This is a genomic window from Rubritepida flocculans DSM 14296, from assembly GCF_000425365.1.
GTDB classification, from domain to species: Bacteria; Pseudomonadota; Alphaproteobacteria; order Acetobacterales; family Acetobacteraceae; genus Roseococcus; species Roseococcus flocculans.
Genome location: NZ_AUDH01000001.1, coordinates 371217 through 386856, shown reverse-complemented (window position 1 = coordinate 386856; position 15640 = coordinate 371217). Strand labels below are relative to the sequence as shown.

Below are 15640 nucleotides of genomic sequence, written 5' to 3'. Positions count from 1 at the left end.
GCGAAGGAGCGACATGAAGGTCGGAATCAACGGAATGGGGCGGATCGGGCGGCTCGCGCTGCGGGCCGCCCTGGGCGGGGCGCATCGCCCGGCGGATGATCCGCGCGCGGGCAACCGCCTCGAGGTGGTGCATCTCAACGAGATCAAGGGCGGCGCGGCCGCCACCGCGCATCTGCTCGAGTTCGACAGCGTGCAGGGCCGCTGGCGCGCGCCCATCGCCGCCGAGGGCAGGGACGCCATCCGCATCGGCGACCGGCGCCTGGGCTTCTCCGAGCACGCGAAGCCGGGCGAGATTCCCTGGGGCGATCTCGGCGTGGATGTCGTGCTGGAATGCACCGGCAAGTTCCTCGACCCCGAGACGCTGGGCGGGCATCTCGCGCGCGGCGCGAAGCGCGTGATCGTCGCGGCGCCGGTGAAGTTCGACAGCGTGCTCAACGTCGTGGTCGGCGTGAACGAGCATCTCTACGACCCCGCCCGGCACCCCATCGTCACCGCCGCCTCCTGCACCACCAACTGCCTCGCGCCGGTGGTGAAGGTGGTGCATGAGGGCATCGGCATCCGCCACGGGCAGATCACCACCATCCATGCGCCGACCAACACCAATGTGGTGGTGGACGCGCCGCACAAGGATCTGCGCCGCGCGCGCTCGGCCATGCTCTCGCTGCAGCCGACGACGACGGGCAGCGCCACCGCCATCGCGCTGATCTATCCGGAGCTGAAGGGCAAGCTGAACGGCCATGCGGTGCGCGCGCCCATCCTCAACGCCTCGCTGACCGACTGCGTGTTCGAGCTGACGCGCGAGACCAGCGTGGAGGAGGTGAACGGGCTGCTCGCCGCCGCCGCGGCGGGGCCGCTGGCCGGCATCCTGGGCTTCGAGGCGCGGCCCCTCGTCTCCTGCGACTACGCGCAGGACACGCGCAGCTCCATCGTGGACGGCCCCTCGACCATGGTGACCGACGGCACGCTGCTGAAGGTCTATGCCTGGTACGACAACGAGATGGGCTACGCCTGCCGCATGGTGGACCTCGCCTGCCATCTCCAGGCCACGGGGCTCTGAGGCCATGAGCAGCAGCACCGCCGCCGCCACCGGCACGCGCAACTACCTCATCGTGACCTTCGCCTACTGGGGCTTCACGCTGACCGACGGCGCGCTGCGCATGCTGGTGCTGCTGCACTTCTTCCGGCTGGGCTATTCGCCCTTCACCCTGGCCTTCCTCTTCCTGCTCTACGAGGCGGCGGGGATCGCGGCGAACCTCATCGGCGGCTGGCTCGCCACGCGCTTCGGCATCGCGCGGATGCTGGCGGTGGGGCTGTCCACGCAGATCATCGGCTTCCTGCTGCTCTCGGCCGTCTCGCCGGGCTGGGGGGCGGCGCTGTCGGTGGCCTGGGTGGTGGCGGCCCAGGGCATTTGCGGCGTGGCGAAGGATCTGACCAAGACCGCGAGCAAATCCGCCATCAAGCTGACGCACGATGCCGCCTTCGGCGGCGCGGCCGATTCGCGCCCGCGGGCCTCGCCCTCCGGCGACGGCGCGCGGGGCGAGGCCTCGGGCCGGCTGTTCCGCTGGGTCGCCTTCTTCACGGGCAGCAAGAACGCGATGAAGGGGCTGGGCTTCTTCCTGGGCGGGCTGCTGCTGGAAGCTTTCGGCTTCCGCGCCGCGCTCTGGCTCATGGCGGCGGCGCTCGCCGCGGTGCTGGCGGGCGTGCTGCTCTCGCTGCCGCCGATGATGGGCAAGGCGCGCGCCTCGCGCTCGGCGCGGGAGCTCTTCGCCAAGAACCGCGGCGTGAACCTGCTCGCCGCCGCGCGCGTCTTCCTCTTCGGCGCGCGCGACGTGTGGTTCGTGGTGGGGCTGCCCGTTTTCCTTTACGCGAATGGCTGGAGCTTCGCCATGGTCGGCGGTTTCCTCGCCGTCTGGACCATCGGCTATGGCGTGATCCAGGCCAGCGCCCCGGCGCTGGTGCGCCGCAGCCCGGACGGGCTGGCGAGCGAGGTTCCCGCGGCGCGCGCCTGGTCGCTCGCGCTCGCGCTGCTGCCGCTGGCGCTGGCGGGGCTGATGCTGGCGGGCGCGCCGCGGCCCGATCTCTACGTGCCGCTCGGGCTCTGCGCCTTCGGGGTGCTCTTCGCGGTGAACTCCTCGGTCCATTCCTACCTGGTGCTCGCCTATGCGGGCAGCGAGAAGGCGGCGGAGGATGTGGGCTTCTACTACGCGGCCAATGCGGCGGGGCGCTTTCTGGGCACGCTGCTCTCGGGGCTGCTCTATCTCTGGGGCGGGCTCGCGGCCTGCCTGCTGGGCGCGGCAGCGATGCTGCTCGGCTGCTGGACGATCTCCCTGGCCTTCCCCGCGCGCAGGGCGGACATCCGGTCTTATACCAGCGGCCGCTGATGTCGACTCCCGAGGGGCCGGTGCGGCCGCTGGTATGCCTTTGTTTTGGCGCGCAGCCGCCACACCAACCCTGCGCGCGATACGGTCGGCATGTCATGCCGCCCGTATTAGCGGGCCCCGGCGCTGGCCCCGCGCCGCGCGCCGGCCTATCGAGCGCACATGACCGCGCTGCTCGTCGAGAAGCTGACCAAGCGCTACCGCCCCGACCGCGCGCCGGCGGTGGAGGGCCTCTCCTTCGCCCTGCCGCGCGGCGCCACGCTCGGGCTGCTCGGCGGCAACGGCGCGGGCAAGACCACCACCATCGCCATGCTGCTCGGGCTGCTCGTGCCCACGTCGGGGCGCATCCTGGCGCTCGGGCACGACATGGCGAGCGACCGCTTCGCCGCACTCGCGCGGATGAACTTCTCCTCGCCCTACATCGCGCTGCCGCACCGCATCTCGGTGCGCGAGAACCTGCGGGTCTATGGCCATCTCTACAACGTGCGCGGCCTCGAGGCGCGCATCGCGCGGCTGGCGGAGGAGCTGCAGCTCGGCGAGTTCCTCGACCGCCCGGCCGGCGAGCTCTCCGCCGGGCAGAAGACGCGCGTGGCGCTGGCCAAGGCGCTGATCAACGCGCCCGAGCTGCTGCTGCTCGACGAACCCACCGCGAGCCTCGACCCCGACACGGGCGACTGGGTGCGCTCGCGGCTCGAGGCGTATCGTGAGGAGACGGGCTGCGCCATCCTGCTCGCCAGCCACAACATGGCGGAGGTGGAGCGCCTCTGCGGCCATGTGCTCATGCTCAAGCAGGGGCGGGTGGTGGACGAGGGCAGCCCGGCGCGCCTCATCGCGCGCTACGGGCGGGAGGATCTGGAGCAGGTCTTTCTCGACATCGCGCGCGGCACCCGGGCGGAGGGCGTGGCGTGAGCCCCCTTCTCGCCGCCGCCGAGCGCGTCTGGGGCCTGTGCTACCGCCACCTCGCGCTCTACCGCCGCTCGCCGCCGCGGGTGATCGAGCTGATGTACTGGCCCATCCTGCAGATGGTGGTGTGGGGCTTCGTCACCGCCTATCTCGCGGGCGTGCAGAACGGCGTGGCGAGCGCGGCGGCGGGCGTGCTGCTCGGCGGCGTGCTGCTGTGGGAGGCGGCGCTGCGCAGCCAGATGGGCTTCTCGCTCTCCTTCCTGGAGGAGATCTGGTCGCGCAACCTCGGCCATCTGCTCGTCTCGCCCATCCGGCCGGCGGAGCTGGTGGCGGCGCTGATGGCGATGAGCGTGATCCGCACCCTGGTGGGCGTGCTGCCGGCCATGGGGCTCGCCTTCCTGCTCTACGCCTTCAACATCCTCGCCATCGGGCCGGTGCTGGTGCTGTTCTTCGCGGCGCTGATCGTGATGGGCTGGGCGGTGGCGCTCGGCGTCACCTCCATGATCCTGCGCTGGGGCGCGGGGGCGGAGGCGCTGGCCTGGTCGGTGCTGTTCGGCCTCACCCCCTTCGCCTGCGTGTTCTACCCCGTGAGCGTGCTGCCCGGCTGGCTGCAGCCCGTGGCGCTGCTGCTGCCGGCGGCGCATGTGTTCGAGGGGATGCGCGCCGCGCTGATCGAGGGCCGCACCGCCTGGGGGCATCTCGCCGCCGCCTGGGCGCTCAACGCGGCCTGGATCGCGGGGATGGCGGCGCTGTTCATGGGGCAGCTCCGCGCCGCGCGGGTGCGGGGGGCGCTGCTCGGCATCGGCGAGTAGCCCCTTCCCCCGCGCCCGGGCGCACCCCACAAGGGGGGCATGTTCCGCCGCACCCTGCTCGCCGCGCCCCTGGTCGCCGCGCCCCTGGTCGCCGCCCGCGCCCAGCCCCTGCCCGAGGCCGAGCGCGCCGCCGCCCTCGCGCGCGTCGAGGCCTATGTCAACGGGCTCACCACGCTGCGCGCCCGCTTCCTCCAGACCACGCAGAACGGCGCGAGCGCCCAGGGCACGGCCTGGATCTGGCGCCCCTCGCGCATGCGCTTCGAGTACGACCCGCCCGAGCCCACCCTGCTCGTCGCCGCCGACGGGCAGTTCTTCCACTACGACCGCGAGCTGCGCCAGGCGAGCATCGTGCCGCTCGCCTCCACCCCGCTCGGCGTGCTGCTGCAGAACCCGCTGCGCCTCTCGGGCGAGCTGACGGTGGCGGGGGTGGAGCGGTCGGGCGGCTTCCTGCGCGTCACGGTCCATCGCACCGGGCGGGCGGCGGAGGGGCGCATCCAGCTTGCCTTCAGCGAGGAGCCCATGGCGCTGCGGCAATGGGCGGTGGTGGACGCGCAGGGCTTCACCACGCGCGTCACCCTCACCGAAATCCGCACCGGGGAACGCTTCGATCCCTTCCTCTTTGCCTTCAACGACCCCCGCTTCCGCGAGGAACTGGAGCAGCGGCGCTGAAAAAGGCGGCGCGGGCCGCGTTTTCCGCCTTGAAAGCGCCGCAGACGGGCGGTTTGTTGCGGGAATGCGACCGATGGTGGGCATCTCCTGCTGCGTGAAGGCGTTCGGGATCTTCCAGACCCCGAACCACGCCGCCTCCGATCATTATGTGCGTGTGGTGCTCGGCCCGGTGGGCGGGGTGCCGGTGCTGCTGCCCGCCGCCGGCGAGGGGCTGGCGGCGGACATCCTGCCGCGACTCGACGGGCTGCTGCTGACGGGCAGCCGCTCCAATGTCTGGCCCGGCCATTACGGCGGCCCCGCCCATGCCGAGGGCACGCCCGAGGATCCCCAGCGCGACTCGACCACCCTGCCGCTGATCCGCGCCGCCATCCAGGCCGGGCTGCCGCTGCTGGCCATCTGCCGCGGCATGCAGGAGCTGAACGTGGCGCTGGGCGGCAGCCTGGACCAGCGCATCCAGGACCTGCCGGGGCGGATGGACCACTCCACCCCGACCGACCAGCCCATCCCGCTGGTGCGCACGGGCAAGGCCCATGCGGTGCGCCTCGCGCCCGCCGGGCTGCTGCGGGAGCTGGCGGGGGCGGAGGAGGTTCCGGTGAACTCCCTGCACAACCAGGGTGTGCAGCGCCTCGCCCCCCGGCTGGAACCCATGGGCTGGGCGCCGGACGGCACCATCGAGGCGGTGCAGGTGCGCGGCGCGGCGGGCTTCGCCTGGGGCGTGCAGTGGCACCCGGAATACGACTGGGAGCGCGACGGCTTCAGCCGCCGCATCTTCGAGGCCTTCGGCGCGGCCTGCGCCGCCTGGGCCGCGCGGCGCCATCTGCGCCAGGCGGCGGAGTAGCGGCGGGAGCTTTCCGCCGCCGCAACAGGCTGTTGCGTCGGCCGCGCCGCCGCGGGCGGGCTGCGGATTCGGCTTTGCGCCCGGCGCGGGCCGCGCTATAGTGCCTCTGCTGGCGGGGTGAAAGCCGCCGGTGGACGCGCCGACATCCCCTATCGGCTCGCCCGACCACTCCGATCGGAAGTCAGACTGCACGGGCGCCCGACCACCCCCCTGGTCGGGCGCTTTTGCGTTGGGGGAGTTCTCCCTGGCGCAAGGCGTCCAGCCAAGTGGTGACCGATTCGCTGGCGAATCCGGCACTTCGAGCCGGTTTTTGTCATCCCGCGCGAAGCCGGGTCAAGGGCGAAGATGACGATTCGCGGGCGGGCCGGATTTCTCCTTTCCGCTCTTTGGGCTAGAGCCCGGCGCGACACCTGCCGAGGAGGGCCCCGTGCCGAACTACGTCATCGCCCCGCCGCCCGTGGCCGCCGTGCCGGTCCAGGGCTCCGATTCGCTGTTCCCGGTGCGGCGCATCTTCTGCGTCGGCCGCAACTATGCCGAGCACGCGATCGAGATGGGCAGCGACCCGACGCGCGAGCCCCCCTTCTACTTCACCAAGCCCGCCGATGCGCTGGTGGTGGGCGGCGCCGACACGCCCTATCCCACCAAGACCAAGGACCTGCACCACGAGATGGAGCTCGTCGTCGCCATCGGCGTCGGCGGGTCCAACATCCCGGTGGCCGAGGCGCTGAAGCATGTCTGGGGCTATTGCGCCGGCCTCGACATGACGCGCCGCGACCTGCAGGGCGAGGCGAAGAAGACCGGCCGCCCCTGGGACATGGGCAAGGCCTTCGACCACTCCGCCCCCATGGGCGCGATCATGCCCGCCGGCGGCTTCGACCCCTCCAAGGGCCGGATCGAGCTGAAGGTGAACGGCGTGGTGCGGCAGAGCAGCGACCTCTCCAAGCTCATCTGGTCGGTGCCGGAGGTGATCGCCAACCTCTCCGAGCTGGTGGAACTCGCGCCCGGCGACCTCATCATGACCGGCACGCCCGAGAATGTGGCCGCCGTGGTGCGCGGCGACCTGCTGGAGGGCCATGTCGAGGGCGTGGGCACGGTCGTCACGCGCATCGTCTGATCTCCCCGGCGGGGGCATTGCGCGGGCGGCCCTGTCTGCTAGGCCCCCGCCATGCCCCGCCCGCTGCGCATCGCCACCTGGAACATCAACTCCGTGCGGCTGCGCTGGCCGCTGCTCGCCGCGCTGGACGAGGCGCTGCGGCCCGATGTGCTGTGTCTGCAGGAAACCAAGTGCCCGGACGAGCTCTTCCCCCGCGCGGAGATCGCCGCGCTGGGCTTCCCGCACATCGCGGTGCGGGGCATGAAGGGCTACAACGGCGTGGCGGTGCTCTCGCGCCGCCCCATCGCCGTGCTGGAGGACACGCCCGACTGGTGCGGCAAGGGCGATTGCCGGCACCTCGCGGTCAGCCTGGACGCGCCGGGCGGCCCGATCGAGCTGCACGACTTCTACGTGCCCGCCGGCGGCGATGTGCCGGACCGCGCGGCCAACCCCAAATTCGCCCACAAGCTCGATTTCCTGGCCGAGGCCACCGCCTGGTCCGCCGGACGCGCCGCCGCGCCGCGCCGCGTGCTGCTGGGCGACCTGAACATCGCCCCCCTCGAGCACGATGTCTGGTCGCACAAGGAACTGCTGGACGTGGTGAGCCACACCCCCGTCGAGGTCGAGGCCCTCACCACCTGGCGCGAACGGGGCGAATGGCACGACGCGGTGCGCCACTTCGTGCCGGAGGAGCAGAAGCTCTATTCCTGGTGGAGCTACCGCGCGCGCGACTGGGCGGCCTCCGACCGCGGCCGGCGGCTCGACCACATCTGGGTCAGCGACGATCTGCGCGGCAGGCTCGCGCGCCACGCCGTGCTGAAGGCCGCGCGCGGCTGGGAGAAGGCGAGCGACCATGTGCCGGTGATGGTGGAGCTGGCGCTGTGACGCGCCGCTTCCCCTTCGCCACCTGCGACGTGTTCACCCACACCCGCTTCGGCGGCAATCCGCTCGCGGTCTTCCCCGACGCGCGCGGCCTCTCGGACGCGGAGATGCAGGCGCTGGCCGCCGAGTTCAACCTGAGCGAGACGGTCTTCGTCCTCCCGCCCGAGGAGGCGGAGCAGGACGCGCGGCTGCGCATCTTCGGCCGCAGGCGGGAGATGCCCTTCGCCGGCCATCCCAATGTCGGCGCGGGCTTCCTGCTCGCCGCCCGGGCGCGGGGCGATGTGCTGCGCTTCGGGCAGATCGCGGGCGTGGTGCGGGTGCGCCTGCTGCGCGATGCGGCGGGCGAGGTGACGGGCGCGGAGGTCGAGGCCCCCGGCCCGCTGCGGCTGGGCGCGCCCGTCTCGCTGCCGCACATCGCCGCCGCCGCCTCGCTGCCCGCCGAGGCGATCCTCACCACGCGCCATGCGCCGCTGCGCGCGCAGGATGGCGGCAACCCCCGCGTGCTGGTCGAGGTGCGGCCCGAGGCGCTGGCCGCCGCGGCGCCCGACGCCGCGGCCTTCCGCCGCGCCGTGGCGGAGTGCGCGGTGCTGGAGGGCAGCCTCGCCCTCTACCTCTACTGCCTCGACGGGCCGGGCCGGCTGCGCGCGCGCTTCTTCAACCCGCTCGCCGGCGCGGAGGAGGACGCCGCCACGGGAAGCGCCGCCACGCCCCTCGCCGGGCTGCAGCTCCATCTCTCGGGCGAGGCGGAGGCGCGGTTCGACATCGCCCAGGGCGTGGAGATGGGCCGGCCCAGCCGCCTGCTCGCCCGCGCCTGGCGCGAGGAGGCGGGCATCCGCGCCAGCGTGGGCGGCGGCTGCGTGCCCGTGCTGCGCGGCGAGGCGCTGCTGTAGGCCACGCCGTTTTTCGTTGGACAGCGCCGCCCGCGCCTCGCCATCCTCCCGCCCGCAGGGTTGGGAGACCGAGACATGCACCGCCGTGATCTGCTGGGCGCCACGGGCGCCCTGGCCGCCGCCGCCGTTTCCGCGCCCGCGCTGGCGCAGCCCGCCGCCGCGCGCACGCTGAAGTTCATCCCGCACGCGAACCTGACGGTGATGGACCCGATCTGGACCACCGCCTACGTCACGCGCAACAGCGGCTTCCTGGTCTGGGACACGCTCTACGGCCTCGATGACGAGTACAAGCCCCAGCCGCAGATGGTGGAGGGCCACACGGTCGAGAACGACGGCCGCCTCTGGACCTTCACGCTGCGCGAGGGGCTGCGCTTCCACGATGGCGAGCCGGTGCGCGCGGCCGACTGCATCGCCTCCATCGCCCGCTGGGCCCGGCGCGACGCGATGGGCACGCGCCTCGCCTCGCTGACCGAGGAGATGCGCGCGCTGGATGACCGGCGCTTCATGATCCGCCTCTCCCGCCCCTTCGGCCTGATGCTGGACGCGCTGGCCAAGCCCACCAGCAATGTCTGCTTCATCATGCCCGAGCGCATCGCGCAGACGGATGCCTTCACGCAAATCCGCCCCGAGCAGATGATCGGCTCCGGCCCCTTCACCTTCAAGCGCGACGAGCTCGTCTCCGGCAGTCGCATCGTCTATGAGCGCTTCGCCGGCTACCGCCCGCGCCAGGGCGGGCAGCCCTCGGGCACGGCGGGCCCGAAGGTGGTGCATTTCGACCGCGTCGAGTGGCACATCATCCCCGACTTCGCCACCGCGGGCGCGGCCATCCAGTCCGGCGAGATCGACTGGTGGGAGATCGCGACCACCGACCTCGCGCCCGTGCTGCGGCGCAACCGCAACGTGAACGTGGTGGTGCCCGATCCGCTCGGCTCCATCTCGGTGATGCGGCCCAATCACCTGCACGCGCCGATGAACAACCCGCGCTTCCGCCAGGCGCTGCTGCGCGCGGTGAACCAGGCCGACTACATGACCGCCGTGGCGGGGACCGACCCGCAGATGTGGCGCACGGGCGTGGGCGCCTTCACCCCCGGCACGCCGCTCGCCACCAATGCCGGGCTCGAGGTGTTCACCAACAACATGGACGAGGCGCGCCGGCTGATCCGCGAGAGCGGCTACAACGGCGAGCGCATCGTGCTGCTCGCCACCACCGACATCGCGAGCCTCGCGGCCCTTTCCCAGGTGGCGGGCGACATGTTCCGCCGCCTCGGCGTGAACATCGACTTCCAGGCGATGGACTGGGGCACGGTGGTGCAGCGCCGCGCCCGGCAGGAGCCGATCGAGCAGGGCGGCTGGAGCGTGTTCTGCACGAACTGGGGCGGGCTCGACCACTTCAACCCGGCGGGCCACCTGATGCTGCGCGGCCAGGGGCGGGAGGGCTTCATCGGCTGGCCGACCAGCGCGCGTCTCGAGGCGCTGCGCGAGGCCTGGTTCGACGCGCCCGACCTTGCGGCGCAGCAGCGCATCGCGGCCGATCTGCAGCGGCAGATGCTGGAGGATGTGCCCTACATCCCGCTCGGCCAGTTCTTCCAGCCGCTGGCGCACCGGCGCAGCATCACGGGCGTGATGCAGCCGGGCGGCATTCCGGTGTTCTGGAACGTGCGGCGGGCGTAGAATCCGCCGCGCGGCCCCGCCGCGTTCATGCCAGCGGCCGCTGATCTCGACGCCGCAGAAGGCGGAGCGGCCGCTGGCTTGCCTGTGTTTCGGCGCGCCGCCGCCTCACCGGGCCCCAACGCGGCGTGCCGCGTTGGGTGGTGGCAACCCGGCGTCCGAGATACGCCCGGCGTGGCCGCCGCCCGTATCAGGTGTTCATCGCGTCGAAGAAATCCTGGTTGGTCTTGCTGTACTTCAGCTTGTCCAGCAGGAACTCCATCGCGTCCTGGGTGCCCATCGGGTTCAGGATGCGGCGCAGCACCCACATCTTCGAGAGCGTGGCGCGGTCCACCAGCAGCTCCTCCTTCCGCGTGCCGGACTTCAGGATGTCGATGGCCGGGAAGGTGCGCTTGTCGCTGAGCTTGCGGTCCAGCACGATCTCGCTGTTGCCGGTGCCCTTGAACTCCTCGAAGATCACCTCGTCCATGCGGCTGCCCGTGTCGATTAGGGCGGTCGCGATGATGGTGAGCGAACCGCCCTCCTCGATGTTGCGCGCCGCGCCGAAGAAGCGCTTGGGCCGCTGCAGCGCGTTCGCGTCCACGCCGCCCGTCAGCACCTTGCCCGAGGAGGGCACCACGGAGTTGTAGGCGCGCCCGAGGCGCGTGATCGAGTCGAGCAGGATCACCACGTCGCGCTTGTGCTCGACGAGGCGCTTGGCCTTCTCGAGCACCATCTCCGTCACCTGCACATGGCGCGTCGCCGGCTCGTCGAAGGTGGAGGCCACCACCTCGCCGCGCACGGTGCGCGCCATGTCCGTCACCTCCTCCGGCCGCTCGTCGATGAGCAGCACCATGAGGAAGACCTCGGGGTTGTTGGCGGTGATGGACTTGGCGATGTTCTGCAGCATCACCGTCTTGCCGGTGCGCGGGGGGGCGACGATCAGCGCGCGCTGGCCCATGCCGATGGGCGCGATCAGGTCTATGACGCGGTGCGTCATGTCCTTCATCGGGCCCTTTGCCACGCTCTCCAGCTCCGGGTTCTCCATCTTGAGCCGGCGGTTGGGATAGAGCGGCGTGAGGTTGTCGAAGTTGATGCGGTGGCGCAGCGCCTCGGGCGGCTCGAAGTTCACCGAGTTGATCTTGAGCATGGCGAAGTAGCGCTCGCCATCCTTCGGCGCGCGGATCTGGCCCTCCACCGTGTCGCCGGTGCGCAGGCCGAAGCGGCGCACCTGGGCGGGGCTGACGTAGATGTCGTCCGGCCCGGGCAGGAAGTTCGCCTGCGGGCTGCGCAGATAGCCGAAGCCGTCGGGCAGGATTTCGAGCGTACCTTCGCCGTAGATCGCCTGGTCGTTGTCGGCCAGCGTCTTGAGAATGGCGAACATCATGTCCTGCTTGCGCAGGGAGGAGGCGTTCTCGATCTGCAGCTCCTCGGCGAAGGCGAGGAGTTCGGGCGGGGACTTGGCCTTGAGTTCGGAGAGATGCATGGCGGGACGGTTCCGCATGTGTTGGCGCGACGGGCTGTGGGGCGGGGTCCGGCCGGGCCGGCGGGGCCGCGTCTGCGCTGAGGGAAGGCCGGGGGCACGAGGCGCGCCGGCCACCCACAACTAGGGGCCGCGCGGCGGCGCGTCAATCTCGCGCCCGCGCGGAGGGTCAACCCAGCGCCCGTTGATGTCGACTCCCGAGCAGTCGGCGCGGCCGCTGGTATGGCCTTGTTGAGGCGCGCAGCCGCCCACCGGGCCCCAACGCGGCGTGCCGCGTTGGGTGGTGGCAACCCGGCGTGCGCGATACGTCCGGCGTGACCGCCGGCCGTATCAGTTACCCACCGGCGGTCCCGACCCGCCGTGGATGAAACTGTGGCACTGTGATTTGGCTGGTGGCGAGGTCGGCATGGTCATGGTGCGCCAGAGCCCGCGTGTCAGTTTCTGTCTAGAAGGGCTTCACGATCACCATGGTGACGATGACGATCATCAGCAGCGTCGGCACCTCGTTCATGATGCGCCAGTGCCGCTCGGGGAAGCGGCGCTCGTCGCGCTCGAAGCCCTTGCGGTGCTTCGCCAGGTACATGTGGAACCAGGTCATCCCCAGCACGCAGAGCAGCTTCGCGTGCCACCAGCCCTCGCCCCAGAAGCCCGCGGCCTGGGGGCTCATCAGCACCAGGATGGCGAAGAGCCAGGCGGCGATGAGCGAGGGGTTCATGATGGCGCGCAGCAGCCGGCGCTCCATCAGCACGAATCGCGCATGTTCGGCCCCGCCCCCGGGCGGGATCTGGCTGTGATAGACGAACAGGCGCGGCAGGTAGAACAGCCCCGCCATCCAGGCCAGCACGGCCATCACGTGCAGGGCCTTGAACCAGGGATAGAGGGGGGCGAAGGCGTCCAGGATCATGCGCCCGATCCTGGCCGGGCGGGGGGCCGCCGCCAAGGGTGTGCTGGCCTTCCCGCCGCGCCGGGATTAGAGGAGGGGCCATGGACGCCCCCACCGCCCCGCGCCGCGCCGAAATCGAGCGCCGCACCGCCGAGACGGACATCCGCGCGCGCCTCGCGCTCGACGGCACGGGCCGCGCGGAGGTCTCCACCGGCATCGGCTTCCTCGACCACATGCTCGCCGCGCTCGCGCGGCATGCGCTGCTCGACATCGCGCTGACCGCCGATGGCGACCTGCACGTGGACTTCCACCACACCACGGAGGATTGCGGCATCGTGCTCGGCCAGGCGCTGCGCCTGGCGCTGGGGGAGAAGCGCGGCATCCGCCGCTACGGCCACGCCGTGGTGCCGATGGACGAGGCGCTGGTGGAATGCGCCCTCGACATCTCCGGCCGCCCGCTGCTCGCCTGGAGCGTGGAGTTCCGGCGCGACAAGGTCGGCGCCATGGACACGGAGCTGTTCGAGGAGTTCTTCCGCGCCCTGGTGATGAACGCGGGCCTCACCTGCCACATGGTCCAGAAGGCGGGGACGAACGCGCACCATGTCGCCGAGGCCTGCTTCAAGGCCTTCGCGCGCGCCCTGCGCACGGCGGTGGAGACGGACCCGCGCGCGCCCGATTCCATCCCCTCCACCAAGGGCGCGCTGGAGGGGTGATGCGCGCCTACACGGTGCTCCTGCCGCCCGGGGCCGCGCGCGGCTCCGTGCCGGCCACCGCCCCGCCGGCCGAGGCGGCGCGGCTGATCCCCGAGGGGTTCTCCTGGCTCGCCTTCCTGTTCGGGCCGCTCTGGCTCGCGGCGCATCGCTGCTGGGCGGCGGCGCTGGGCGCCTTCCTCCTCACCCTGTTCGCGCTGGTGCTGCCCGCGCCGCTGGACGGGCCGGCGCTGCTCGGCCTGCATCTGCTGCTCGGCCTCCACAGCCATGACCTGCGGCGCTGGACGCTGACGCGCCGCGGCTGGCGGCTCGCGCATGTCGTGCTGGCCTCGGGCGAGGAGGCGGCGCTCGCCCGGGCGCTGGCGGCCGAGCCCCGCCTCGCGCCGCTCTTCGCGGGGCCGCGCGCATGATCGTCGCGGTGGTGGACCCCGGCTCGGGCAACCTCGCCTCGGTGCGGCGGGCGATCGAGCGCGCCTCGGGCGGCGCGGCGCGGGTGGAGATCGCCCATGAGCCCGAAACGCTGCGCCGGGCCGAGCGCATCGTGCTGCCCGGCCAGGGCGCCTTCGCCGCCTGCCGCGCCGGGCTGGATGCGCTGGAGGGCATGGTGGCCGCGCTCTACGACCGGGTGCGGGTGCATGGCGTGCCCTTCCTCGGCGTCTGCGTCGGGATGCAGCTTCTGGCCGAGCGCGGGCTGGAGCATGGCGTCACCCCCGGCCTCGCCTGGCTGCCGGGCGAGGTCGCGCCCATGGACCCGCGCGGGCCGGACGGCGCGCCGCTGCCCCTGCCGCAGATGGGCTGGAACGCGCTGGACTTCACGCCCGGCGCGCACCCCTTCCTGGAGGGGCTGCTGCCGGGGGACCAGGCCTATTTCGTCCATTCCTACGCCTGGCGCGGCGCGGCCCCGGGCGATGTGATCGCCACCACCGACTATGGCGGGCCGGTGGTGGCCGTTCTCGCGCGCGGGAACATCCTGGCCACCCAGTTCCATGTCGAGAAGAGCGGGCCGGTGGGGCTGCGCATGCTCGGCAACTTCCTGCGCTGGCGGCCATGAGCGGCGGCACCGTCCATGACCTCGCGGTGGAGCGGGTGGAGCAGTCCCTCGCCCCGCACGATCTGGCGAGCCTGTGCGACGCCACCAACGCCGCCATCCTGGACGGCGGCGGCTTCGGCTGGCTGGAGGTGCAGAGCCGGCAGACGCTGGAGCGGCACTTCACCAACCTGCTGCTGCTGCCCGAGCGCGAGTTCTTCATCGCCCGGCTGGATGGGGAGGTGGTGGGCAGCGCGCAGCTCATCCGCCCGCCGCGCAACAACGAGGCGCAGGCCTTCTCGGCGCAGCTCGCCCACGCCTTCATCGCGCCCTATGCGCGCGGCTACGGGCTGGCGCGGCTGCTGGTGCGGCATGTGGAGGCGCGGGCGGCGGCCATGGGCATCCGCGTCATCAACCTCGACGTGCGCGCCACGCAGGCCAGCGCCATCGCGCTGTTCGAGGCGCTGGGCTACATCCGCTGGGGCACCCACCCCGCCTATGCGCGCGTGGACGGGCAGACCGTGGCGGGCCATTTCTATTACCGCGTGCTGGAGGTGCCGGGCGGAAGGCCCAGCGCCGCCGCGCTGGGGCGCATCGGATGAGCTTCACCCTCTACCCCGCCATCGACCTCAAGGCCGGCCAGGTGGTGCGCCTGAAGCGCGGCGAGATGGCCGAGGCCACGGTCTATGCCGAGGACCCGGCCGCGCAGGCGCGCGCCTTCGCCGCCCAGGGCTTCCGGTGGCTGCATGTGGTGGATCTGGACGGCGCCTTCGCCGGCCGCCCGGCCAACGCCCAGGCGGTGGCGCGCATCGTGGACGCGGTGGACCTGCCCATCCAGCTCGGCGGCGGCATCCGCAACATCGAGACGGTGGAGGCCTGGCTGGAGGGGGGCGTGAGCCGCGTCATCCTCGGCTCGGCGGCGGTGAAGAACCCGCCGCTGGTGCGCCAGGCCTGCCGCGCCTTTCCCGGCCGCGTGGCGGTGGGCATCGACGCGCGCGGCGGCCTGGTGGCGACCGAGGGCTGGGCCGAGACCAGCACCCTCCCGGCGCGGGATCTCGCGCTGCGGCTGGAGGATGCCGGGGCGGCCGCCATCATCTACACCGACATCGACCGCGACGGCATGCTCTCCGGCGTGAACCTGGAGGCCACGCGCGCGCTGGCCGAGGCGCTGGCCACCCCGGTCATCGCCTCGGGCGGCATCGCGGGGCTCGAGGATCTGGCGGCGCTGAAGGCCGCCGCGGCCTCGGGCATCGCGGGGGCCATCCTCGGCCGCTCGCTCTACGAGGGGCGCATCGAGCCCGCGGCGGCGCTGAAGCTCGCGGCCGCGTGAGGGCCGCGATTTCTTGACGTGCGGGAAAGCGGCTCAACCGCCGGACATGTCATACCAGCGGCCGCTGATTTCGCCTCCTGAGAAGCCGGTGCGGC

17 protein-coding genes are annotated in these 15640 nt (G+C 72.2%); 15 read left to right on the top strand and 2 right to left on the bottom strand.

Annotation, left to right across the window (positions count from 1 at the left end):
- Nucleotides 1-13 precede the first annotated feature (13 nt).
- The 10 genes from H596_RS0101930 (at nt 14) to H596_RS0101885 (ending at nt 10136) form a co-directional block, all read left to right on the top strand.
- Nucleotides 14-1057, top strand: coding sequence for an ArsJ-associated glyceraldehyde-3-phosphate dehydrogenase (locus tag H596_RS0101930; protein WP_027283460.1), 1044 nt, complete (start codon nt 14-16; stop codon nt 1055-1057).
- Nucleotides 1058-1061: 4 nt separating this feature from the next.
- Nucleotides 1062-2381, top strand: a complete 1320-nt coding sequence (gene arsJ / locus H596_RS0101925; protein ID WP_027283459.1) for an organoarsenical effux MFS transporter ArsJ — start codon at nt 1062-1064, stop codon at nt 2379-2381.
- A 159-nt stretch (nt 2382-2540) separates the two neighbouring features.
- Nucleotides 2541-3287 (top strand): ABC transporter ATP-binding protein, encoded by a 747-nt coding sequence (locus H596_RS0101920; protein ID WP_027283458.1) that lies wholly within the window; start codon nt 2541-2543, stop codon nt 3285-3287.
- Nucleotides 3284-4093: an ABC transporter permease gene (locus H596_RS0101915; protein ID WP_027283457.1), complete on the top strand. Its 810-nt coding sequence runs from the start codon at nt 3284-3286 to the stop codon at nt 4091-4093. The genes H596_RS0101920 and H596_RS0101915 overlap by 4 nt, the downstream gene beginning before the upstream one ends.
- A gap of 39 nt (nt 4094-4132) precedes the next feature.
- A complete protein-coding gene (locus H596_RS0101910; protein ID WP_027283456.1) occupies nt 4133-4762 on the top strand; it encodes a LolA family protein in 630 nt (209 codons plus the stop codon).
- 64 nt (nt 4763-4826) lie between these two features.
- Nucleotides 4827-5600, top strand: a complete 774-nt coding sequence (locus H596_RS0101905; RefSeq protein ID WP_027283455.1) for a gamma-glutamyl-gamma-aminobutyrate hydrolase family protein — start codon at nt 4827-4829, stop codon at nt 5598-5600.
- Between the two features lie 427 nt (nt 5601-6027).
- The gene (locus H596_RS0101900) at nt 6028-6714 is read left to right on the top strand and encodes a fumarylacetoacetate hydrolase family protein (RefSeq protein ID WP_027283454.1); all 687 of its coding nucleotides are present in this window, start codon (nt 6028-6030) and stop codon (nt 6712-6714) included.
- 51 nt (nt 6715-6765) lie between these two features.
- On the top strand, nt 6766-7578 hold the full coding sequence (locus tag H596_RS0101895) for an exodeoxyribonuclease III (RefSeq protein WP_027283453.1): 813 nt from the start codon (nt 6766-6768) through the stop codon (nt 7576-7578).
- On the top strand, nt 7575-8465 hold the full coding sequence (locus H596_RS0101890) for a PhzF family phenazine biosynthesis protein (RefSeq protein ID WP_027283452.1): 891 nt from the start codon (nt 7575-7577) through the stop codon (nt 8463-8465). Before H596_RS0101895 ends, H596_RS0101890 begins: the two co-directional genes overlap by 4 nt.
- 75 nt (nt 8466-8540) lie before the next feature.
- Entirely contained in the window at nt 8541-10136 is a 1596-nt protein-coding gene (locus tag H596_RS0101885; RefSeq protein ID WP_027283451.1) for an ABC transporter substrate-binding protein, read from the top strand.
- A 187-nt stretch (nt 10137-10323) separates the two neighbouring features.
- Here H596_RS0101885 and rho read toward each other — a convergent pair whose 3' ends face one another.
- The gene (gene rho, locus H596_RS0101880) at nt 10324-11598 is read right to left on the bottom strand and encodes a transcription termination factor Rho (RefSeq protein WP_027283450.1); all 1275 of its coding nucleotides are present in this window, start codon (nt 11596-11598) and stop codon (nt 10324-10326) included.
- Between the two features lie 442 nt (nt 11599-12040).
- Nucleotides 12041-12499 carry a protoporphyrinogen oxidase HemJ gene (hemJ, locus tag H596_RS0101875; RefSeq protein ID WP_027283449.1) on the bottom strand — a complete coding sequence of 153 codons (459 nt, stop codon included), beginning with the start codon at nt 12497-12499 and terminating at the stop codon, nt 12041-12043.
- 80 nt (nt 12500-12579) lie between these two features.
- Here hemJ and hisB point away from each other — a divergent pair, with 80 nt between their 5' ends.
- From hisB to hisA, 5 genes are read left to right on the top strand one after another with little or no spacing between them, the layout of a single operon-like run.
- Nucleotides 12580-13191: an imidazoleglycerol-phosphate dehydratase HisB gene (hisB, locus tag H596_RS0101870; RefSeq protein WP_027283448.1), complete on the top strand. Its 612-nt coding sequence runs from the start codon at nt 12580-12582 to the stop codon at nt 13189-13191.
- Nucleotides 13191-13598: a DUF2628 domain-containing protein gene (locus H596_RS19635; RefSeq protein WP_051212240.1), complete on the top strand. Its 408-nt coding sequence runs from the start codon at nt 13191-13193 to the stop codon at nt 13596-13598. Before hisB ends, H596_RS19635 begins: the two co-directional genes overlap by 1 nt.
- Nucleotides 13595-14239 carry an imidazole glycerol phosphate synthase subunit HisH gene (gene hisH / locus H596_RS0101860; RefSeq protein ID WP_027283447.1) on the top strand — a complete coding sequence of 215 codons (645 nt, stop codon included), beginning with the start codon at nt 13595-13597 and terminating at the stop codon, nt 14237-14239. Before H596_RS19635 ends, hisH begins: the two co-directional genes overlap by 4 nt.
- Nucleotides 14236-14817, top strand: a complete 582-nt coding sequence (locus tag H596_RS0101855) for a GNAT family N-acetyltransferase (RefSeq protein ID WP_037299540.1) — start codon at nt 14236-14238, stop codon at nt 14815-14817. Before hisH ends, H596_RS0101855 begins: the two co-directional genes overlap by 4 nt.
- Nucleotides 14814-15545 carry a 1-(5-phosphoribosyl)-5-[(5-phosphoribosylamino)methylideneamino]imidazole-4-carboxamide isomerase gene (gene hisA, locus H596_RS0101850; RefSeq protein WP_027283445.1) on the top strand — a complete coding sequence of 244 codons (732 nt, stop codon included), beginning with the start codon at nt 14814-14816 and terminating at the stop codon, nt 15543-15545. Before H596_RS0101855 ends, hisA begins: the two co-directional genes overlap by 4 nt.
- Nucleotides 15546-15640: the final 95 nt, after the last annotated feature.